Origin of the sequence: Stenotrophomonas sp. CCNWLW57, assembly GCF_037203925.1 — a bacterium.
GTDB classification, from domain to species: domain Bacteria; phylum Pseudomonadota; class Gammaproteobacteria; order Xanthomonadales; family Xanthomonadaceae; genus Stenotrophomonas; species Stenotrophomonas rhizophila_A.
This window is the reverse complement of record NZ_JBBCBJ010000003.1, coordinates 119,795-141,533: the sequence shown is the minus strand read 5'-3', so window position 1 is coordinate 141,533 and position 21,739 is coordinate 119,795. Positions and strand designations below refer to the sequence as shown.

General features: G+C 65.8%; 17 protein-coding genes. 15 read left to right on the top strand and 2 right to left on the bottom strand.

The window, feature by feature from the left end; translation table 11 throughout:
• Window positions 1-68 precede the first annotated feature (68 nt).
• The 7 genes from V9K91_RS08530 to V9K91_RS08500 all read left to right on the top strand — a co-directional run bounded on the left by V9K91_RS08530 (window position 69) and on the right by V9K91_RS08500 (window position 4,986).
• Entirely contained in the window at window positions 69-1,103 is a 1,035-nt protein-coding gene (locus V9K91_RS08530) for an aldo/keto reductase (RefSeq protein WP_336443032.1), read from the top strand.
• A 126-nt stretch (window positions 1,104-1,229) separates the two neighbouring features.
• Window positions 1,230-1,490 (top strand): hypothetical protein, encoded by a 261-nt coding sequence (locus tag V9K91_RS08525; RefSeq protein WP_068852137.1) that lies wholly within the window; start codon window positions 1,230-1,232, stop codon window positions 1,488-1,490.
• A 150-nt stretch (window positions 1,491-1,640) separates the two neighbouring features.
• Window positions 1,641-2,330, top strand: a complete 690-nt coding sequence (locus V9K91_RS08520; RefSeq protein ID WP_336443195.1) for a hypothetical protein — start codon at window positions 1,641-1,643, stop codon at window positions 2,328-2,330.
• A 33-nt stretch (window positions 2,331-2,363) separates the two neighbouring features.
• Window positions 2,364-2,837 (top strand): lysozyme inhibitor LprI family protein, encoded by a 474-nt coding sequence (locus V9K91_RS08515; protein ID WP_336443031.1) that lies wholly within the window; start codon window positions 2,364-2,366, stop codon window positions 2,835-2,837.
• Between the two features lie 142 nt (window positions 2,838-2,979).
• The gene (locus tag V9K91_RS08510) at window positions 2,980-3,636 is read left to right on the top strand and encodes a hypothetical protein (protein ID WP_336443030.1); all 657 of its coding nucleotides are present in this window, start codon (window positions 2,980-2,982) and stop codon (window positions 3,634-3,636) included.
• Window positions 3,633-3,968 (top strand): transcriptional regulator, encoded by a 336-nt coding sequence (locus V9K91_RS08505; RefSeq protein WP_249832514.1) that lies wholly within the window; start codon window positions 3,633-3,635, stop codon window positions 3,966-3,968. The genes V9K91_RS08510 and V9K91_RS08505 overlap by 4 nt, the downstream gene beginning before the upstream one ends.
• 1 nt (window position 3,969) lies before the next feature.
• Complete coding sequence (locus V9K91_RS08500) at window positions 3,970-4,986, top strand: peptidoglycan DD-metalloendopeptidase family protein (RefSeq protein WP_336443029.1); 1,017 nt, start codon at window positions 3,970-3,972, stop codon at window positions 4,984-4,986.
• Window positions 4,987-4,995: 9 nt separating this feature from the next.
• Here V9K91_RS08500 and V9K91_RS08495 read toward each other — a convergent pair whose 3' ends face one another.
• The gene (locus V9K91_RS08495) at window positions 4,996-6,084 is read right to left on the bottom strand and encodes a LacI family DNA-binding transcriptional regulator (RefSeq protein ID WP_336443028.1); all 1,089 of its coding nucleotides are present in this window, start codon (window positions 6,082-6,084) and stop codon (window positions 4,996-4,998) included.
• Window positions 6,085-6,380: 296 nt separating this feature from the next.
• Here V9K91_RS08495 and V9K91_RS08490 point away from each other — a divergent pair, with 296 nt between their 5' ends.
• The 7 genes from V9K91_RS08490 to V9K91_RS08460 all read left to right on the top strand — a co-directional run bounded on the left by V9K91_RS08490 (window position 6,381) and on the right by V9K91_RS08460 (window position 18,433).
• The gene (locus V9K91_RS08490) at window positions 6,381-9,518 is read left to right on the top strand and encodes a TonB-dependent receptor (protein WP_336443027.1); all 3,138 of its coding nucleotides are present in this window, start codon (window positions 6,381-6,383) and stop codon (window positions 9,516-9,518) included.
• Between the two features lie 67 nt (window positions 9,519-9,585).
• Entirely contained in the window at window positions 9,586-10,344 is a 759-nt protein-coding gene (locus tag V9K91_RS08485; protein WP_336443026.1) for a SapC family protein, read from the top strand.
• Window positions 10,345-10,347: 3 nt separating this feature from the next.
• A complete protein-coding gene (locus V9K91_RS08480; protein WP_336443025.1) occupies window positions 10,348-11,367 on the top strand; it encodes a cupin-like domain-containing protein in 1,020 nt (339 codons plus the stop codon).
• A 13-nt stretch (window positions 11,368-11,380) separates the two neighbouring features.
• A complete protein-coding gene (locus V9K91_RS08475) occupies window positions 11,381-12,910 on the top strand; it encodes a tryptophan halogenase family protein (RefSeq protein WP_336443024.1) in 1,530 nt (509 codons plus the stop codon).
• 65 nt (window positions 12,911-12,975) lie between these two features.
• Window positions 12,976-14,469: a xylulokinase gene (xylB, locus tag V9K91_RS08470; RefSeq protein ID WP_336443023.1), complete on the top strand. Its 1,494-nt coding sequence runs from the start codon at window positions 12,976-12,978 to the stop codon at window positions 14,467-14,469.
• Between the two features lie 41 nt (window positions 14,470-14,510).
• Complete coding sequence (gene xylA, locus V9K91_RS08465) at window positions 14,511-15,845, top strand: xylose isomerase (protein WP_068852108.1); 1,335 nt, start codon at window positions 14,511-14,513, stop codon at window positions 15,843-15,845.
• A 23-nt stretch (window positions 15,846-15,868) separates the two neighbouring features.
• On the top strand, window positions 15,869-18,433 hold the full coding sequence (locus tag V9K91_RS08460; RefSeq protein ID WP_336443022.1) for an exo 1,3/1,4-beta-D-glucan glucohydrolase: 2,565 nt from the start codon (window positions 15,869-15,871) through the stop codon (window positions 18,431-18,433).
• 17 nt (window positions 18,434-18,450) lie between these two features.
• Here the strand turns inward: V9K91_RS08460 and V9K91_RS08455 are convergent, their stop codons facing one another.
• Complete coding sequence (locus V9K91_RS08455; protein WP_336443021.1) at window positions 18,451-19,506, bottom strand: LacI family DNA-binding transcriptional regulator; 1,056 nt, start codon at window positions 19,504-19,506, stop codon at window positions 18,451-18,453.
• 111 nt (window positions 19,507-19,617) lie between these two features.
• Here V9K91_RS08455 and V9K91_RS08450 point away from each other — a divergent pair, with 111 nt between their 5' ends.
• A complete protein-coding gene (locus V9K91_RS08450) occupies window positions 19,618-21,732 on the top strand; it encodes an alpha-glucuronidase family glycosyl hydrolase (RefSeq protein WP_336443020.1) in 2,115 nt (704 codons plus the stop codon).
• Window positions 21,733-21,739 lie beyond the last annotated feature (7 nt).

Genomic DNA, 21,739 nt, shown 5'->3' with positions numbered 1-21,739 from the left:
ACGATCACGGCATGGCAGCAGGGCAGCGTACGCTGTCGCCCCCTCGCAATGACCCTATGAGGTGCCCCATGCGGTATAGATTATTTGGCCGGACCGGCCTTCGCGTCTCCACGCTTGCGCTGGGCACGGGCAACTTCGGCAAAGGCTGGGGTTATGGCTCGGATCGCGATGAAGCGCAGCAGATCTACTCCCGGTACCGGGAGGCAGGGGGCAACTTCATCGATACGGCGGACCAGTACCAGTTCGGCCAATCGGAAGAAATGCTGGGCGGGTTCATTGGCGGCGACCGCGACGATCTGATCCTGACGACCAAGTTCTCGCTGGGCGCCAGCCCCACTGCTGGCCTGCAGCGCACTGGGAACAGCCGCAAGGCGATGATCCAGAGCGTGGAATCAAGCCTCAAACGGCTGGGGACCGATCGGATCGACCTGCTGTGGGTGCACATGCCGGATGGCGTCACGCCAATTGATGAAATTGCGCGCGGGCTGGATGACCTCGTCCGCTCGGGAAAGATCCTGTATTCAGGTCTTTCGGATTTTCCAGCGTGGCGAATTGCCACCGCAGCGACCCTGGCCGAGCTGCAAGGTTGGGCGCCGGTGTCGGCCGTGCAGCTCGAATACAGCCTGGTGGAACGCACGGCCGAACGTGAGCTGTTGCCCATGGCCGCCGCCTTCCAGCTTGGCGTGGTGAGCTGGTCGCCGCTGGGTGGTGGGCTGCTGACCGGGAAGTACCGCAAGGGCGAAACCGGTCGCGCAGAAGGGCTGGGCGCGGTCATTCACAGTGAAAGCGACGAGCGTAAGACGCGCGTGGTGGACGAGGTGCTTGCGCTCGCTGAAACCACCGGGCTGCCTCCCGGCCAGATCGCGTTGGCCTGGGTGCTGGCCAAGGGCACGCTGCCCATCATCGGCCCGCGGACGCCCGCGCAATTGGAGGACAACCTGGGCGCTGCACAGGTGCAGCTGACGCCCGAGCAGGTCCGTGGGCTGGATGACGCAAGCGCGTTCCCGCTGGGTTTCCCGCACGATGTCGTTGCAGGAAGTGCGGGATCCCTCGCCGGCGGAATGCTGGAAAGGGTTGACTTTCCGGGCTGGATGGTCAAATAGCGGCTTGGCAGAACAGAGTCCGAACGCCGGTTCAGGTCTTCACAATCCATGTACGTATCACAGCGTCATGATTGGTCCGGCAGAGGGGGCTCTATTTACCTGAAGACCCAAGAAGGAGTACTGGAAATGATGATGACCAAGAAGAATGTGGTGTTGGGCGTGGCGCTCGTTGCCACCTTGGGCCTTGGCGGTTGCGCCACCTATAAGGACGAGTTTGCCACCATCAACTCGCGCCTCGACTCGCTGGACACGAAGGTGCAGGGCGCAGCCCAGAGCGCCGAATCGGCCAACCAGTCGGCCCAGCAGGCCAACCAGCGCCTGGATCAGATCGAAAGCCGCGTCCAGCGCCTCGAGTCGGTCCCGGCCAAGCGTCAGCCGCGCGGCTGATCGTTTGTTGCACACGCTGTAACGAACGACTGGAACATGGAGACCGGTGGCCTTTGCGGGCCGCCGGTTTCCTTGCTTGACCCGTAGTTGCTTCAAGGAATCCCCACGTTCATGCACATCCCTCCCGCTATCCGCGCCACGTGCAGTGTACTGGCATTGTCCCTGGCGTTCGCCGGGTCCGCCGTCGCCCGCACCCAGCAAGCCGCGCAGGAACCCACCCAGGAATCCGCCGAGCAACCGGTCGTGTCGAACGATCAGCTGCCGCCGGACCAGCCCGTCTCCGACACCGTCATTCAACTCGCCGGCTGGATCAAGGCGAGCCGGGACACGGAAGGCTATCCGTTCGCGGTGATGGACAAGGCCGCAGCCCAGATCCTGGTATTCGATGGCAAGGGCAAACTTCTTGGTGCCGCGCCGGGCCTGTTCGGCTCAGCGGTCGGCGACCATTCGGCCCCGGGCGTGGCCGGTCTGGCGCTGAAGGAAATTCCGGGCCGTGACCGTACCACGCCAGCAGGCCGCTTCATTGGTGGCTACGGTCCATCGCTCGATGCCGGGCGCGTGCTGTGGGTGGACTACGATACGGCGGTGTCGATCCATCCAACCGCAACTGGCGTTCCCGCCGAAAAGCGCGCCGAGCGCCTCGCTACGCCGACGCCGGACGACAACCGTGTCACCCACGGCTGCATCAACGTCAATCCCGATTTTTACGCGCGGGTGATCCAGCCCACGTTCGAGAAGGGCGGCGTGTTCTACATCCTGCCAGACAAGCAGTCGCTTGCGGAAACCTTCCCGGATTTCGTGCAGAGCCGCGGAAACGAGCAGCGCACCGCACCCGAGTAACCGGCGCCGTGTAACCCCTGTGGAGCGGGTCCGATGAGAAGCTTGCTGGCCATTCTCGTTGTTGCTTGCGTAGCCACCACGGCCCATGCGCAGGTACCTGAAAGGAGTTCCGCCCAACGGGCGGCGTCGCCGCACACCTCCGACGGTATGGCGTGCGACAGCCCGAACCAGTCCCAGGCGGGCCTGAATCAATGTGCAAGCAACAGCGCACAAACCGCCGACGCCGAGCTCAACCGCGTCTATGCGAAGGTGTTGGCCGCCAACGCCCAGGACAAGGCATTCATCGAGAAGTTCAAGGCGGCGCAGCGCGCCTGGATCGTGTTCCGTGATGCACAGATCGCGGCGCGCTACCCGAACCCGGCGGACTACGGGAGTGTCCTGCCGATGTGCCAGAGCGGGGAGTACGAGCAACTGACACGCGACCGCATCAAACAGCTCAACGCCTGGATCGTCGGCACGGAGGAGGGCGACGTCTGTGCGGGCTCGTATCCGATGGCGAAGCCGTAGACGCGCCGACGGATCTCCCGCAGCAGGATGTCGATGGTGGTGTCGGCCAGGTCCGCCATCGGATGATGGACCTCACTAAATTCGCTTGACGCAAACCGGTTTGCACTACAAACTTCTCCAAGACGACCCCTTGGAGCACGTGATGCCGCAGCCGTCCGTCAGTGATCCCTACAGCCGTATCCAGGCCGTAACCCGCGAGTACTCGAGGTACTCACGAAGTGCGGGCGGCCTGTCGGCCATCGCCGGCGGCATTGCATGCCTGGCGTCCTTCCTCGCCGGCGCCCTGTTGCCGGCCACGATCGAACTGCGTGCGACACTCATCGCCGTACCGGTGCTGTGGCTCCTAGCCAAGCAATGGCTCGCGCACCGCTACTACCAGCGCTTCGGCCAGGTCGAGGAACAGATCACCGCGACCGAGCGCAACTTCCAACGCATCTTCATTGCATTCACCGCCCTGATCAGCGCGCTGATAGTAGGGTTCGTGCTGACCCGCATGGCACCGATGGGCAGATTGCCGTGGGACCTGCGCGCGATCGGGTACCTGATGGTGGTAGCGCTTCTGCCGCTGATTGTCTGGCGGTGGTTGCGCACGCCGCTGGAATTCATCGTGGGCGTGTTCCTGCTGTGCCAGGCCGCGGTGGCATTCACCGGCCAGACCTATGCGTTCGGCCCTACTACCGTGGTGTTTCCGCTGGCCGCCATTGCCTTGGTGGTGGTCGGGTGGCGCGATCACCAGCGGTTCCTGCGCTTGCAGACGGAAATGCGCGCGTTCGTGGCTGCGCGGAAGCCGATGCCATGACCCAGCTTCCCGACCCCCGCAGCCTGTTGCAGCTGGATCGGCTGATCCACGAGCCAGCGCGCCTGTTGATCCTGTCGATCCTGGCCGGCGCCGAATCAGCTGAATTTGCGTTCGTCGAACATCTCAGCGGCCTGAGCAAGGGCAACCTGTCCAGCCATCTGAGCAAGCTCGAAGCCGCAGGGTTGGTCGCCATCGATAAATCGTTCCGGGGCAAGCGCCCGTTGACCACCCTGCAGATGACGCCTGCAGGACGCCAAGGGCTGGCCCAGTACCGCAAGCAGCTTGCGGCAGTCGTCGCAGGCATTCCCGATTCCCACAGCACGGATTCCTGATATGACACTGTTCGCGAAATTGACGGCGACGCTGGTTCTATCGCTGGTGGCATCCAGCGGCCTTGCCGCCAGCCAGGACACGCGCGAGGAAGGCGCCAGCATGACCTCGCAGTTCTACCAGGGGAATGTCGATGCACTGTGGGAGCGGATGACGCCGCAGATGCAAGCCGCATTGCAATCGAAACAGAGCCTGACGGCGCTCAGGGGACAAGTGCTCGCTGCGGGTGGAGAGGAAACCGACGTTGTCAGCGAAACGGTCAGCACCGATGGCGGGTATGACATCTACGTGCGCCAAGCTCGATTCGCTAAGAGTCCGGCCATCATCCAGATCACCTGGGCATTCGACGCCCAGCGCAAGATAGCAGGCTTCAACATCCGCCCACACCAGGCCAGTCCATCGCCGCCCGCGGCAAGCGAGCGCCTTGGCTACAAGAACCGCACGCCGCTGCAACTGCCATTCTCCGACGAGTTCTACGTGTTCTGGGGCGGGCGCAGCGTCGAACAGAACTACCATGCCGCGCATGCAGGCCAGCGTTTCGCCATGGACCTGCTGGTCCTGCAGGATGGCAGTTCGCATCGCGGGGAAGGCAGCCGCAACGAGGATTACTTCTGCTTCGGCAAGCCCATCCTGGCCCCCGCAGACGGCAGAGTGGTGGAGGTGATCGACGGCGTGGCCGACAACGTGCCGGGTGAGATGAATCCCAGCCAGCCCACCGGCAACCGCGTCGTCATTGATCATGGCAACGACGAATATTCGGTCCTGGCCCACCTGCGCCAGGGCAGTGTGCGGGCAACCAAAGGGCAGGTCGTGCGTACCGGCACGCAGCTGGCAGACTGCGGCAACAGTGGAAATTCTTCCGAAGCCCACCTGCATTACCAGTTGCAGGCCGGACCCGAGTTCGGCAAGGCCACCGCATTGCCCGCGCAGTTCTCCAACTACCTGGCCGATGACAAGCCGGTCGCGCTGGGTGAGCCAGTGAAAGGCCAGCGTATCCGCCAGGCCACCGCCGCGCCGTAGTGCGTAAGGCTAGGGGCGCTGCACCGGCCCTGATACGGAATCGCGCGTGATCAGCTGATGCGCAAGCACCTGATTGACGGTGGCGCGCGCCGAAGCAGGCGCGCGCCGGATCTCACGCAGCAGGATGTCGATGGCGGTGTCGGCCATGTCCGCCACCGGCTGATGGATGGTGGTCAGTTCCGGCCACACCATCGTCGACGCTGACGTATCGTCGAAGCCCACCACCGAAAGATCACGCGGCACGTCCAGCCCGCGCCGATGTGCCACTGAAACCACCGCAGACGCCATGTCATCGTTGCTGGCGAAGATCGCACTCGGCGGGCGGGGCAGGGCCAGAAGATGCTCGGCCGCCTCCAGTCCGGATCGATACGTAAAGAGCCCGGGGTGCACCAGCGCCTCGTCGTACCCGATACCAGCCTCTGCCAATGCATCCCGATATCCCTGCCAGCGTTGCGCGCTGGCGGTCTGGTTCGGATCACCGGTGATGTAGCCGATGCGTGTGTGCCCGTGGCCGATCAGATGCGCGACCATCTGCTGGCTTGCATGGCGGTCATCAATGCGCACGCAGGAAACCCGGTCGCTGAACTGGCTGGATGCGATGGAGACGACCGGGACCCCCGCATTGACGAAAATGTCGACGATTGGCTTGGATTCGCACAGGGGCGGCGGAAGAATCACCCCGGCCACGCTGTCGCACAGCTGCCGAGCCGCCTCCCGCCGTGCGGTGGCGCTCAACCCATCCCAGGTGGAGATCGCCAACTGCGCCGCAGACCGGGTAGACCCGCGCAGCGCGCCGACCAGCAGCTCACGCAGGTAGCTGGAGCTGGGGTTGGTGTAGATCAGCGCGATGCAGGTGTGCTGCGCCGCCGCCAGGGCGCTTGCCGCCAGGTTGGGCCGGTAGTCCAATGCAAGCACGCTGCGCATGACCCGTTCGCGGTTTTCCTCGCGCACGCTGGAATGGCCATTGATTACGCGCGAAACCGTCATGGCCGACACGCCCGCGTGCGCGGCGACTTCGTCAATGGTGATTGCACTGCCTTTGCGACGCACCACTTTCTGGCTGTTTTTCAAGGAAGCGTTTCCTTTGCTGCGCTGCATGATGACAACCGTGTGACCGGGTGATTAGTCTGCGCCATGACGCGATGGTAGCGCTACCACTAAGCCAAGGTAAGGCTCAGCGGGGACCCCCCATATACCAAACGCGTGTTCTGGCAAGCCTGAAAGCGAGTTTGAGTCGCAGTGCAGCGAAAACGCACTGCGATGTTCGGTGTGGAAGACGGGCATCGCCCGTGCGTGCCCCTTGGAGGGGCGGTACATCCATTCGATCGTATGTCAGAGGGGAGAGTCATGAGCGCTTGTGCTTTCCGTCGTACCCCAGACCTGAGGGCTCACGCATGAGCCGGAAGCTGGCGAAACTTACATCCCGGGCCATGTTCACCTTCGTGGGCGGCGTCCTGGTCATCAATCCCGCATTCGCACAGGACGCCGCGTCGCCGGCGCCTGCCGCGCAGCAGCAGTCGCAGTCCCAGTCCACCCCGACCCAGCTCGACACCGTGCAGGTAACGGGTATCCGCAACAGCCTCAGCCAGGCAATGGACATCAAGCGCGACTCGGCCGGCGTAGTGGACGCGATCAGTGCCGAGGACATCGGCAAGTTCCCCGATACCAACCTCGCCGAATCCCTGCAGCGCATCACCGGCATCTCGATCGAGCGCCGTGATGGTGAAGGCGCACAGGTCACCGCGCGTGGCTTTGGCCCGCAGTTCAACATGGTGACCCTCAACGGCCGCCAGATGCCCGGTGCCGACGCGTTCGGCGCGGCGGGGCAGGTCGCCATCGGCGGCGTGGACGGCGGTACCCGCGCGTTCAACTTCGCGCAGCTGGCGGCTGAAGCGGTCAACGGCATCGAGGTCTTCAAGACCAGCCAGGCCAACGTACCCAGCGGCGGTATCGGCGCCACCATCAACATCCTCACCGGACGTCCGTTCGACCATGAGGGCACGGTGGCCAGTGCCGGGGCGAAGATCGTCTCCGACCAGAGCCAGCCGTTCGACAACGACATCACCCCTGAGCTTTCCGGCATCTTCAGCTACACCAACCCGGACAAGACCTGGGGCGTGGGTGTCAGCGCGAGCTACCAGAAGCGCAAGGGTGGCTCGGTGCAGGCCACCAACAACTACTGGAACATCCAGCCGTGGACCGGGACCATGCCCGGCAACCCGACCGTGACCAACGCACCGGCAATCGGCGCGCTGTACGGGCGCCCGAACGACCTGCGCTATGCCTTCGCCGATTTCGAGCGCGAGCGCATCAATGGCCAGGCGGTGCTGCAGTTCGCCCCGACCGATGCGGTGACCCTGACCCTGGACTACACCTATTCGACCAACGAGATCGAAGAGAATCGTGGCGAGCAGGGCATGTGGCTGCAGAACAGCAACTACACCGATGTGGTCTTCGACACCAGCGGTGCGGTGGCCACGCCGATCTACATCCGCGAAATCGCCGGCACCAAGGACTTCGGGCTTGAACAGCAGCGCAGCATGCAGAAGTACAAGCTGGGTTCGCTGGGCTTCAATGCCACCTGGAACATCACCGACCGCTTCAAGCTGAGCTTCGACGGCCACGATTCGAAGAACGAAAGCCGGCCGAACGATCCGCTCACCGGCGGCGGCTCCATCTTCTCCAGTATCGCCGGCACCAACAACTGCACCACCGGGCCGCAGTGCGGTGGAACCTACGTGCAGGAAATGGTCTGGAACAACGGCCTGCCGGTGGGCACCCAGGTCTGGTACCCGACCGCCGCCGATGCCATCGCCAAGACCAATGGCGTGGTCAACGGCGGGTTCGTGCCGGGCGAGATCGGCTCGCAGGTGCTGCGCATCAATTCGCAGACCCAGATCAGCGAGATCAAGCAGGGCCGCGTGGACGGTGAGTGGGCCTTTGACGCAGGCCGCTTCCAGTTCGGCGTGGACACCAGCAAGCAGACCACCCACCGCATCCAGGCCGCGGAAAACTACAACACCCTGGGCGACTGGGGCGTGGCCAACGTCAACGGCGATGTGGCCAACGGCCTGATGGACCTGCTGCAGCCGGTGAACATCGTCGGCATGTTCGACGATTTCAACATCAACAGCTTCAGCGCCTGGCGCGGCGACGCCGGCCGGCTGGCGCAGTGGGCGGGGCAGTACTACGGCGCCAACCTGGGCGTGAGCCCACAGAATGCTGCCGACAACCGGGTGGAAGAGAAGACGAACTCGGCGTACATGCAGATCGAGCTGGACGGTGACCTTGGCGGCCACCGTACCAATACCCGCCTGGGCGTCCGCTACGAAACCACCGACGTGGTGTCCACCTCGATCATCGCCATTCCCGAAGGGATCCAGTGGCAGGCGAACAATGACTTCCGCGTGCTGTTGTCCGACGAGCAGCAGCCCTTCACCGAGAAGACCAGCTACAGCTACATCCTGCCGAACCTGGACTTCAGCATCGACCTGCTGGATGACCTGAAGGGCCGCATCTCGTTCGGCAAGAGCATCGCCCGTGCGCCGATCGGCAATCTCTACGCCGGCCCGACCGCGCAGCAGCCGTTCGGCTCGGTGCTGATCGACCCGTCCTCGCGGGCCAGCGGCACCGCCCAGAACCCGGCCCTGAAGCCCCTGGAATCGGACAACCTGGACCTGGCGCTGGAGTGGTACTTCGCCGATGCCAGCTATGTGTCGGTGACGTACTGGAACAAGCAGGTCGCCAACTTCATCGGCAACACCATCGTGCAGGAAAACCTGTACGGCCTGCGTGACCCGACCTCCGGGCCGGACGCACAGACGGCGCTGGGCTTCCTGACCAGTGGCGCCTGCCTTGCCCAGGTGGGACCGGCCAACGCGGCGGCCTGCTCGGCCAATGACACCTCGCTGTTCACCGCCTTGGCGCTGCTGCGCAACAATCCGGCCGGGCTGGGTGCCTACGACGGCACCGGCGCACAGGTACTGGCCACCGAGGCGGCGTATGACCTGTATGGCACCGCGGCCGACCCGCTGTACCAGTTCAACGTCAACCGCCCCATCAACCAGAACGAGTCCAAGCTGCATGGCTGGGAGCTGGGCGGGCAATACTTCTTCGGCGACACCGGCTTCGGCGTGCTGGCCAACTACACCATCGTCAACGGCGACGTGGGCTACAACGACGCGGGCGACCCGAACGTCGACCAGTTCTCGCTCACTGGCCTCAGCGATACCGCCAATGCCATGCTGATGTACGAAAAGTACGGCTGGTCGGTGCGCCTGGCCTGGAACTGGCGCGACCAGTACCTGATCCTGGCCAACCAGGGTTCCAGCCGAAACCCGTACTATGTGGAAGAGTACGATCAGTGGGATCTCAGCGTGGGCTACACGCTCAATGACAACTGGTCGTTCAGCCTTGAAGCCATCAACCTGACCGGTGAGGACGTGCGTTGGCGTTCGCGCACCTCGCAGATGATGGTGAAACTGGCTGACCAGGATCCGCGTTACATGCTTGGCGTTCGTTACAGGTTCTGAACAGGCCACGGGTGCCGCTGTTCCGGCAGCGGCACCCGTGCAGGCTCCTGCAGGGATTGGACTACACATGCCGCGTTACGAAATGCTCAACAACATCGCCCACCGGGAGCTGCGTGTCGCGACCGGTTTCGGGCCCGAATTTGGCGACGCGGTAGGCATGGTGCCGGCCTACCCGAGCGAGTACGCCGAACTGCAGCGGGAATACCCGATTTTCCTGCGCAAAGACGCCGCCACCGGGGAGTGGCAGTCGGTGGTTCTGCTGGGCTTTGAACAGCACGAGAATCTGTACCTGGACGACGGCCGTTGGAATGCGTCCTACCTTCCGGGGGCTGCGGCCAAGGGGCCGTTCCTGATCGGGTTCCAGGAAAACCGCGTCGACGGAGAACTCACCCAGGAGCCGGTGCTGCACGTGGACCTGGACCACCCGCGCGTGAGCAGCAGCGCCGGCGAGCCGGTGTTCCTGCCACAGGGTGGCAACAGCCCCTATCTGGACCACATTGCCAACGTGCTGCGCGGCATCCACGACGGCCATGCCTTTGGCGCCGAGATGTTTGCGATGCTCGATACGAAAGGCCTGATTCAACCGATCACGCTCGACGTGCAGATTGACCCGCAGAACCGGGTGGGCGTAAACGGCCTGCACGCGATCGACCGCGACCGCCTGGCCCAGCTGGACGGCGCCGCGCTGGCCGAACTCAACCGCGCCGGTTACCTGGAAGGCGCGTACCTGATGCTGGCTTCACTGCACAACATGCGGCGGCTGATCGCTGAAAAGCAGCGTCGCCTGCGCGCGCAGGATGCCGCCGCCGCGACGGGCAGGAACTGACCGATGCAGGATTGCGTTGCCATGCGCACCCTGGAAGGCCTGCAGCCCGACGCGCTGCCGCTGGAGGCGCTGGTGGCCGCCGGCGAGCCGGTGGTGCTGCGGGGCATCGCGCGCGACTGGGCACTGGTGCAGGCCGGGTTGCGTTCCCCCCAGGAGGCGTTGGCCTACCTGCGTGGTTTCGATGCCGGGCTGCCGGTGCAGTACTCCTTTGGCGGCCCCGAGATCGAAGGGCGCCCGTTCTACAACGACGATTTCACCCAGTTGAATTTCGAGGTCCGGCGTGGGCTGCTGACGCAGGTGCTGGACGAGATCGCCGACAGCTTCGATGCCCCGAAGCCGCCCACCTATTACGTGGCCTCGCTGCTGATCGAGCGTGCGCTGCCCGGGTTCGCGCAGGCCAATGATGCCGGCCTGGCCGGGCAGGGCATCGATGCCTCGGCCAGCATCTGGATCGGCAACCGCGTTACCGCCTCGTGCCATTACGACACGCCGGACAACCTGGCCTGCTGCGCCGTGGGCCGGCGCCGGTTCACCCTGTTCCCGCCGGAGCAGATCGACAACCTTTATCCGGGCCCGCTGGAACCCACCCCGGGTGGGCAGGTGGTCAGCGTGGTCGATTTCGAGCGCCCGGATTTCGAGCGCCATCCCCGGTTCCGTGACGCGCTGGCCAGCGCGCAGACCGCGGAGCTGGAGCCGGGCGATGCCATCTTCATTCCCAGCATGTGGTGGCACCACGTGCGCAGCCTGGAACCGTTCAACGTGCTGGTGAACTACTGGTGGCGCAGCGTGCCCAGCTTCCTGTCCTCGCCGCTGCCGGCACTGCAGCATGCGATGTGGGCGCTGCGCGACCTGCCGGAGCGCGAAAAGAAGGCCTGGGCAAAGATCTTCGAGTACTACGTGTTCGGTCCCGGCGAGCGCGCAGGGCAGCACCTGCCCGACGCCGCCCGGGGAGAGCTTGCACCGTTCGACGAGATGCAGGCGCGCCGCACCCGCGCGCAGCTGCTCGGTCGACTGAACCGCTGATGGGAGCATCGCTTTGAACGCTGCGAACACAACAGAAGGGCGCATCCGCAAGGTGGTCATCGCTGGCGGCGGTACCGCAGGCTGGCTGGCCGGCTGCGCACTGTCGCACCAGTTCCGCGAGCAGCTGGACATCACCCTGGTGGAATCCGAGCAGATCGGCACCGTGGGCGTGGGCGAATCCACCGTGCCGCCGATCCGCACCTTCCACCGCTACCTGCAGATCGATGAGCAGGAGTTCCTGAAGGCGGTGGCCGGTACCTTCAAGCTCTCGATCTCGTTCGAGAACTGGCGCCGCCCGGCTGAGCGCTTCATCCACCCGTTCGGCACCATCGGGCAAAGCACCTGGGCCACCCCGTTCCATCATTTCTGGCTGGACAGCCTGCGCCGCGGCATGCCTTCGGACCTGGGCGACTTCTGCCTGGAAAGCGTGGCTTCGCGCGGTGACCGGTTCTCGCTGCAGACCCAGCCCCAGGTCAACTACGCCTATCATTTCGACGCCGGGCTGTACGCGAAATTCCTGCGCCGCCGGGCCGAAGCGCAGGGCCTGCGCCGGGTGGAAGGCAAGATCCGCGAAGTGCGGCAGCACCCCCACGACGGCTCCGTGGCGGCGCTGGTACTGGAAGACGGGCAGGTGATCGAAGGTGACCTGTTCATCGATTGCACCGGCTTCCGCGGCCTGCTGACCGAGCAGACCCTGCACAGCGGCTACGAGGACTGGAACCAGTGGTTGCCCAGTGACCGCGCCGTGGCCGTGCAGACCGAGTCGGTCAAGCCGCCGGTGCCGTACACCCGCGCCATCGCGCACGAGGCCGGCTGGCGCTGGCACATCGCGCTGCAGCACCGGGTAGGGTGTGGGCTGGTGTTCTCCAGCCGCCATATGTCCGATGACGAGGCGCAGGCCAAGCTGCTGCGTGACGTCGAAGGCCAGCCGCTGCGTGATCCGTGGCTGGTGCCGTTCCGCAGTGGGCGCCGCTTGAAGGCCTGGAACAAGAACGTGGTGGCGCTGGGCCTGGCCAGCGGCTTCATCGAGCCGCTGGAATCGACCAGCATCCACCTCACCATCAGCGCCGTGGTGCGGCTGATCCACCTGTTCCCGTTCGATGGCATCACCCCGACGCTGACCGCGCTGTACAACGATGTCAGCCGCCAGGAAATGGAGCACGTGCGTGACTTCATCATCCTGCATTACCACGCCACCCAGCGCGACGAGCCGATGTGGAAGGCCTGCCGCGAGATGGAGCTCCCCGAATCGTTGGCGGTGCGGCTGCGCGCCTGGCGCGAACGCGCACACGCCTGGCAGGACCCCGGCGAACTGTTCCGCGTGGACTCCTGGACCAGCGTGTTGATGGGGCAGGGCATCCTGCCCGGGCCGCCGCACCCGCTGGCGCGCGCGCTCGGCGATGCCGACCTGCGCACGCTGCTGGCGCGGATCCAGCAGCCGATACAGCAGGCCGCGGCAAGCATGCCTTCGCAGGCAGAGTTCATTGAACGCTACTGCAAGGCGCCGGCAGAAGTCTGGCCGCGGAGCCTGGCCACCGCCTAGCGGGGCCACGCTTTGCCGCACAAAATTGGTAGCGCTACCTTTCAAGAACACACGGGGTACATGGGATGGATCTGGTTGCGGGAATCGATGCAGGTACGCAGAGCCTGAAGGTGCTGGTCTACGACCCCGCCAAGCGCAGCGTGGTGGCCAGCGCCAGCGCGGCGCTTGAACTGGACAGCGCCGCCGATGGCAGCCGCGAACAGCGCCCGGCCGATTGGGTGGCCGCGTTGCACAGCTGTTTCGCTGCGATCACGCCTTCGGTGCGCTCGCGCATTGCTGCGCTGGCGGTGTCCGGCCAGCAGCACGGCTTCGTGCCGCTCGACGCCGCAGGGGAAGTGCTGGCACCGGCCAAATTGTGGTGCGATACCAGCACCGCCGCCGAGTGCACGCAGATCATGGACGCGGCCGGTGGAACAGCGCAGACAATTGCGCTGGCCGGCAACCCGATCCTGACCGGCTACACCGCCTCGAAGCTGCCTTGGACCAGAACGCACCGTCCCGACGCGTACGCGCGCCTGGCCACCATCCTGCTGCCGCACGACTACCTCAACTTCGTGCTGACCGGCGAGCGTTTCTGCGAATACGGCGATGCCTCGGGCACCGGCTGGCTGGACGTGCGCACCCGCACCTGGTCGCCCGAGCTGCTGCGCGCGACCGATCCGGAACGTGATCTGGCCGATTGCCTGCCGCCCATCGCGCCACCGGAAGCGTTGTTCGATATCGCACCGGCAGCCGCGAAATCGTTCGGCCTGCCTGCCACCGTGAAGGTGGCCGTCGGCGGTGGCGACAACATGATGGCGGCCATCGGTACTGGCTGCGTAGTGCCGGGTCGCCTGGCGATGAGCCTGGGCACCTCGGGCACGCTGTTTGCCTACTCCGACAGCCCCGTGGTCGACCCCGACGGGGCCTGGGCCGCGTTCTGCTCATCCACCGGCGGCTGGCTGCCATTGATCTGCACCATGAACTGCACCGTGGTAACCGAGCAGGTCGCAGATGCGTTCGATTTCAGCACCCGCTTCGGCGATGGCCACCTGCGGACCACGCCACCCGGTGCCGATGGCCTGGTGATGCTGCCGTTCCTCAATGGCGAGCGCACGCCCGACCTTCCACACGGCAAAGGCGTGCTGGCGGGCCTGGACACCACCAACATGACCCCGGCCCACCTGTATCGCGCGGCCATGGAAGGGGCGACCTACAGCCTGAAATACGGCTACGACGCCTTCGTCCGCGCCGGCATGCAGTTCGACCGCATCGTGCTCACCGGCGGCGGCAGCAACAGCGCCGCCTGGCGGCAGCTGGTGGCCGATGTGTTCGGCCTGCCGGTGGACGTGCCGACCCAGTCCGAAGGCGCGGCGTTCGGCGCGGCCCTGCAGGCGCTGTGGGCGCTGGGCCATGCACGCGGCGATGAGGCCAGCATTGCCGATATTGCCGAGCGTCATGTGGCGCTCGACCCGCAGTTGTCGGCGCGCCCGGAGCCGGCGCGCGTACCTGCCTATGCCACCGCCTATGCGCGCTTCCTGCGCTATCTCGACGCCGTCACGCCGCTGCAGCACGGCTGATTCCTCTACGCGACACCTCGCACAACGAAAGGAACTGCACCATGAGCACCCAACCCTACATTGGCGCCAAGGAATACTTCCCCGGGATCGGCCGCATCCCCTTCGAAGGCCGCGGTTCGGACAACCCGCTTGCGTTCAAGGTCTATGACGCCAACAAGGTGATCGGCGGCAAGACCATGCAGGAGCACCTGCGCTTCGCGGTCTGTTACTGGCACACCTTCTGCAACGCCGGGCACGACCCGTTCGGCCCGGGCACCCGCCATTTCCCGTGGGACGCCGGCTCGCCGCTGGCCAGCGCCGAAGCGAAGGTGGACGCCGCGTTCGAATTCTTCACCAAGCTGGGCGTGCCGTACTGGTGCTTCCACGATATCGACCTGTCGCCGGATGCCGACGATGTGGGCGAGTACGAAAAGAACCTCAAGCACATGGTCGGCCTGGCCAAGGCGCGCCAGGACGCCACCGGGATCAAGCTGCTGTGGGGCACCGCCAACCTGTTCTCGCACCCGCGTTACATGAATGGTGCATCGACCAATCCGGATTTCGCCGTGGTGGCGCGCGCCGCCGTGCAGGTGAAGGCCGCGCTGGAAGCCACCGTTGAACTGGGCGGCGAACATTACGTGTTCTGGGGCGGCCGCGAAGGCTACGCCTCGCTGGTGAACACCCAGATGAAGCGCGAGGTGGACCACTTCGCGCGCTTCCTCACCATGGCGCGCGACTACGGCCGCAGCATCGGCCTGAAGGGCAACTTCCTGATCGAGCCCAAGCCGATGGAGCCGATGAAGCACCAGTACGACTTCGACAGCGCCACCGTCGCCGGCTTCCTCAAGGAACACGGCCTGGAGAAGGACTTCAAGCTCAACATCGAAGCCAACCACGCCACGCTGTCCGGCCACACCTTCGAACACGACCTGCAGGTCGCCTCCGACCACGGCCTGCTGGGCAGCATCGACGCCAACCGCGGCAATGCCCAGAACGGCTGGGATACCGACCAGTTCCCGAGCGACCTGTACGACACCGTGGGCGCGATGCTGGTGGTGCTGCGCCAGGGCGGCCTGGAAGGCGGCCTCAACTTCGACGCCAAGGTGCGGCGTGAATCCACCGATCTGGACGATCTGTTCATTGCCCATATCGGTGGCATGGACGCGTTCGCGCGCGGGCTGGAAGTGGCCCATGGGCTGTTGAACGACTCGCCGTGGGAACAGTGGCGCAAGGAGCGTTACGCCAGCTTCGACAGCGGCGCCGGCAAGGACTTCGAGCGCGGCGCGCTCAGCCTCACCGAGCTGGCGGCACTGGGCGCGAAGGGGGGCGAGCCGAAGCAGATCAGCGGCAAGCAGGAACGTTACGAAAACCTGATCAACCAGTACCTCCTGCGTTGAGCCCACTGGCAAGGATGAGCACCATGACCCACTCACACGCCACCCGCCGCACCGGCTTCCTGCTGGCCGCGCTGCTGCTTTCACTCGCGGCCTGCAAGGGCGACGACAAGGCGGTAGCGCCCGTGCAGGCCGAGGCAAAGACCGATGCCAACCCCTGGCCCCAGGTAACCTGGCCGTTGCCCGACGACCCCGCGATGGAAAAGCGGATCACCGAGCTGATGGCCGGCATGACGGTCGAGGAAAAGGTCGGCCAGCTGGTGCAGGGCGACATCGCCAGCATCACGCCGGATGACGTGCGCAGGTATCGATTGGGCTCCATCCTTGCTGGCGGCAACTCCGATCCGGGCGGCCGCTACGACGCCAAGCCCGCCGAATGGCTGGCGCTGGCCGATGCCTTCTACGAAGCCTCGATGGACACCGCGCAGGGCGGCAAGGCGATTCCGGTGCTGTTCGGCATCGACGCGGTGCACGGCCAGAGCAACATCGTCGGCGCCACCCTGTTCCCGCACAACATCGGGCTGGGCGCGGCACGCAACCCGGACCTGGTGCGGCGGATCGGCGAGATCACCGCGCTGGAAACCCGCGCCACCGGCATGGAGTGGGCGTTCGCGCCCACCGTCGCGGTCCCGCAGGACGACCGCTGGGGACGCACCTACGAAGGCTATTCCGAATCGCCTGAAGTCGTGGCCAGCTACGCTGGCGCCGTGGTCGAGGGCCTGCAGGGCAAAGTGGGCTCGCCCACGTTCCTGGACGGCCGCCACGTGATCGCCTCGGTCAAGCACTTCCTCGGCGACGGCGGCACCACCGATGGCAAGGACCAGGGCGATACCCGGATCAGCGAAGCCGAGCTGGTGCGCATCCACGCCGCCGGCTACCCGACCGCGATCGCGGCGGGCGCGCAGACCGTGATGGCATCGTTCAACAGCGTCAACGGCGAGAAGATGCATGGCCACAAGGCCTACCTCACCGACGCGCTGAAGGGCCGCATGAACTTCGGCGGCTTCGTGGTGGGCGACTGGAACGGCCACGGCCAGGTCAAGGGCTGCACCACTACCGATTGCCCGGCCACCATCAATGCCGGCCTGGACATGGCCATGGCGTCGGACAGCTGGAAGGGCTTCTACGAGACCACGCTGGCAGCGGCGAAGGCCGGCACCATCACCCAGGAACGCCTGGATGATGCGGTGCGCCGGATCCTGCGGGTGAAGATGCGGCTGGGCCTGTTCGAAGCCGGCAAGCCGTCATCACGCACGGTCGGCGGCCAGTTCGCGCTGATCGGCGCACCGGAGCATCGCGCCGTGGCACGCCAGGCAGTACGCGAATCGCTGGTGCTGCTGAAGAACCAGGGCGGCGTGCTGCCGTTGGCACCCAAGCAGCGCATCCTGGTGGCCGGTGATGGGGCCAACGATGTCGGCAAGCAGGCCGGCGGCTGGACGCTGAACTGGCAGGGCACCGGTACCACCCGCAAGGACTTCCCGAACGCGGACAGCATCTTCGAAGGCATCGCCCAGCAGGCCAAGGCGGCAGGCGGCGAAGCGCTGTTGGCGGTGGATGGCAAGTACACCGCCAAGCCGGACGTGGCCGTGGTGGTGTTCGGCGAAAACCCCTATGCCGAATTCCAGGGCGACCTGGCGACCCTGGCCTACAAGCCGGGCGACGACGCGGACCTTGAGCTGATCCGGAAGCTGAAGACCGATGGCATCCCGGTGGTCGCGGTGTTCCTGAGCGGACGTCCGCTGTGGGTGAACCGCGAGATCAATGCATCCGATGCGTTCGTGGCGGCGTGGCTGCCCGGTTCGGAAGGTGGCGGCATTGCCGACGTGCTGCTGCGCAAGCCCGATGGCAGCGTGCAGCACGATTTCAAGGGCAAGCTCAGTTTCAGCTGGCCGCGCACCGCGATCCAGTACGCCAACAACGTGGGACAGAAAGACTACGACCCGCAGTTTGCCTTCGGCTTCGGCCTGACCTACGCCGACAAGGGCGACCTGGCGCCGCTGCCGGAAGTTTCCGGCGTAACCGGCAACGAAGGGGCGGCTGGTGTGTTCTTCGCACGCGGTGACGCCGGCTCCGGCATGGCGCTGCGCCTGGAAGGCAGCACGGGGCAGGGAGTGACCGTCACCAAGGTGCCGGAAGCGCTCGATGGCGACCTGCTCAAGGTCACCGGCGTGGACCACCTGGTGCAGGAGGATGGTCGCCGCCTGGCATGGTCGGGCAAGGGTGAGGCAACGGTTGCCGTGCAGTCGCACGTTCCGCTGGACCTGCAGCGCGAGAGCAATGGCGACCTGATGCTGATCACCACGCTGCGGGTGGATGCTGCGCCCAAGGGCGACGCCTGGCTGTCGGTCGGTTGTGGCGCCGGGTGTACCGCCCGCGTTCCGCTCGCACCTGCGCTGTCCAAGCTGCCGGTGGGCGAATGGAAGCGCGTGGGTGTGCCGTTGAAGTGCCTTGCAGGGGCAGGGGCGGACGTGGGCAAGCTGGATCGGCCCTGGTCGATCGGCACCGCCGGCGCAATGACGCTCTCGGTGTCACGCGTCGCGCTGGGCGCCCTGAACGAAGCGGACGCCACCGTCGCATGCCCAGGCGCGTAACCATGCGCCCGGTGCCATCACCGCTTGGGCGGGTGCGCGACCGAATCGCGCATCACCAGGCGGTGCGGCAGCACGTGGTCGGTCAGCACGCGGCTGTCGTCGGTGCGCTGGCGGATGGTGCGCAGCAGGATGTCGATGGCCGCGTCGGCCATCGCGGCGATGGGCTGGTGCAGCGTGGTGAGTTCGGGCCACACCGTGGTAGCGGCGGAGGTGTCATCGAAACCCACCACCGACAGGTCACGCGGAACCTCGAGCCCCTGCCGGTGCGCCACGGAAATGGCGGCAGCCGCCATGTCGTCGTTGCTGGCGAAGATCGCGGTGGGCGGCTGGGGCTGGGACAACAGCTTTTCGGCGGCATCCAGCCCCGAGCGGTAGGTGTAGTCCCCCTCTTGGACCAGGCTGGGCTCGACCTCCAGCCCGGCCTCGTGCAGGGCGGTGGCGAAGCCGTCGTAGCGCCGCGCGCTCGCGCTCAGGTCGTTGCGGCCGCGGATGAAGCCGATGCGGGTGTGGCCGTGCTGGATCAGGTGTTCGGCCATTTCCTTGCCGGCGTGGAAGTCATCGATGCGCACGCAGGAAACATCGTCACGCAGGTGCCCCGACGCAATCGCCACCACCGGAATGCCCGCCTGGACCAGCTCGGTCACGGCCACCGGCGATTCGCACAGTGGGGGCGGCAGGATCACGCCGTCCACGCGGCCGGCCAGGGCGCGCGCGGCCCTGCGCTCGGCAACGGGGTCCAGGTTGTCCCAGTAGTGGATGACCAGCTGGATGGCGGCGTTGGACGCGCCCCGCAGCAGGCCCACCAGCAGTTCGCGCAGGTAGGCACCGCTGGGGTTGGTGTAGATCAGCGCAATGCGCGTGTGTTGCGCCGCGGCCAGCGTACTGGCGGCCAGGTTGGGCGTGTAGCCCAATGCCTGCACCGCGCGCATCACGCGCTCGCGGGTGTCATCGCGCACCTTGCCCTGGTTGATCGCCCGCGACACCGTCATCGGCGACACCCCGGCCAGCGCCGCCACCTCGTCGATCGTCACGCCACTGGTTTTGCGGCGGACCGATTTCTTCGGTTTGTCCAATGCGCACTCCCGTTCTTCTTTGTGACGCTGTGGCGTACAAAGCACCGGCTGAGCTTACAAGGTTTGCCGGCCGCACTGGCACACCGCACGCGTGTCGAGCGGTGTCATCGGATGCTGCTTGCTGCGCTGGCATTGATGGCCTGCAACGCGGGTGCGCGCGCGGAGGATGGCTACGACCTCTGGCTGCGCTACGTACCGCTGGAACCCGTGCTTGCAGCGCACTACCGCACACAACTGGGCGAGGTTGCCGCCCCTGACAGGACGCCCACGCAGCGTGCCGCGCGCGACGAGCTGGTTCGTGGGCTCATGGGTCTGTTGGGCACCGCACCCCGGATCCAAAACGAAAGTTCCGCTGGTCACGTACTTGCGCTTGGTACGCCCCAGTCGTCGGCGTTGATCGCGCCGTTCCGCGAAGAGCTCGAATCGCTGGGGGAAGAGGGCTACCTGCTGAAGCGCACGCGGCGTGATGGGCGCGACATGCTGCTGGTGGCATCGCGCAGTGATATCGGCGTGCTGTACGGCACGTTCCATCTGCTCAGGTTGCTGCAGACCGGTGCTTCACTGGACCACCTTGAGCTGCGCGACTCGCCCAGGGTGCGGCTGCGGGTGTTGGACCACTGGGACAATCTCGACGGGTATGTCGAACGCGGCTATGCCGGCCGCTCGCTGTGGGAGTGGCAGACGCTGCCGGAATGGCGCGACCCGCGCTACACCGATTATGCACGGGCCAATGCCTCGCTGGGCATCAACGGCACGGTGCTGAACAACGTCAACGCCAACGCACAGAGCCTCGCGCCGCAGTACCTGGCCAAGGCGGCCGCACTGGCCGATGTGTTCCGGCCCTATGGCATCCGCGTGTACCTGAGCGCGCGCTTCAGCGCCCCCATCGAACTGGGCGGGCTCAAGACCGCCGATCCGCTTGACCCTGCGGTGCAGCGGTGGTGGCGCGACAAGGCCGACGAGATCTACCAGCGCATTCCCGATTTCGGCGGCTTCCTGGTCAAGGCCAACTCCGAAGGACAGCCCGGCCCACAGGACTACGGCCGCAGCCATGCCGACGGCGCCAACCTGCTCGCCGATGCATTGGCACCGCACGGCGGCGTGGTGATGTGGCGCGCCTTCGTCTATGCGCACGACGTGCCCGCAGACCGTGCCACCCAGGCCTACACCGAGTTCGCGGGGCTGGACGGTGCGTTCCGCCCGAACGTGGTGCTGCAGGTGAAGAACGGCCCCATCGACTTCCAACCGCGCGAACCCTTCCATCCACTGTTCGGCGCCATGCCGCGCACGCCGCTGATGATGGAGTTCCAGATCACCAAGGAGTACCTGGGCTTCGCCACGCACCTGGTGTACCTGGGGCCGTTATTCGAAGAAGTGCTGCATGCCGACACCCGCGCAGGCGGCAAGCGCTTCACCGTGGCGCAGTCACTGAGCGGCATCGCCGGCGTTGCCAACATCGGTACCGATCGCAGCTGGAGTGGCTCGCACTTCGATCAGGCCAACTGGTATGCGTTCGGTCGCCTTGCCTGGAATCCCGATCAATCGTCCCGTGACATCGCGGCGGACTGGGCGGCGATGACCTTCTCGGCAGACCCCGCAGTGGTGCAGCCGATCGTCGGCATGATGATGGCCTCACGCGAGGCTGCGGTTAACTACATGACCCCGCTGGGCCTGCACCACCTGATGGCGCGCGGGCACCACTACGGCCCTGGACCTTGGGTGGACGGCGGCCAGCGTGCGGACTGGACCTCGGTCTACTACCACCGTGCCGACCGCAACGGCATCGGCTTCGCCCGCACCGCGACGGGCAGCAACGCCGTGGCCCAGTACGCCCCGGAAGTGGCCGCGAGGTACGCCGACCTGACCCAGGTTCCGGAGGCGCTGCTGCTGTGGTTCCACCATGTGCCGTGGGATCACCGCATGGCCTCCGGGCGGCCGCTGTGGGACGAGTTGGTAGGTCGCTATTCGTTGGGCGTACGCCAGGTCCAGGCCATGCAGGACACCTGGGCGAGCCTGCGGGGAAGGGTGGATGCAGACCGGCACGAACAGGTCGCCGCCTTCCTCCAGATCCAGCGGCGCGAAGCGCAATGGTGGCGCGATGCCAGCGTTGCCTACTTCCAATCGATCAGCGGCAGGCCATTACCAGCGGGTGAAGCGCCACCACCGCACCCGCTGGCGTACTACCAAGCGCTGCAGTTTCCGTCGGCACCGGGAGATGGGCGATGAGCGGTAA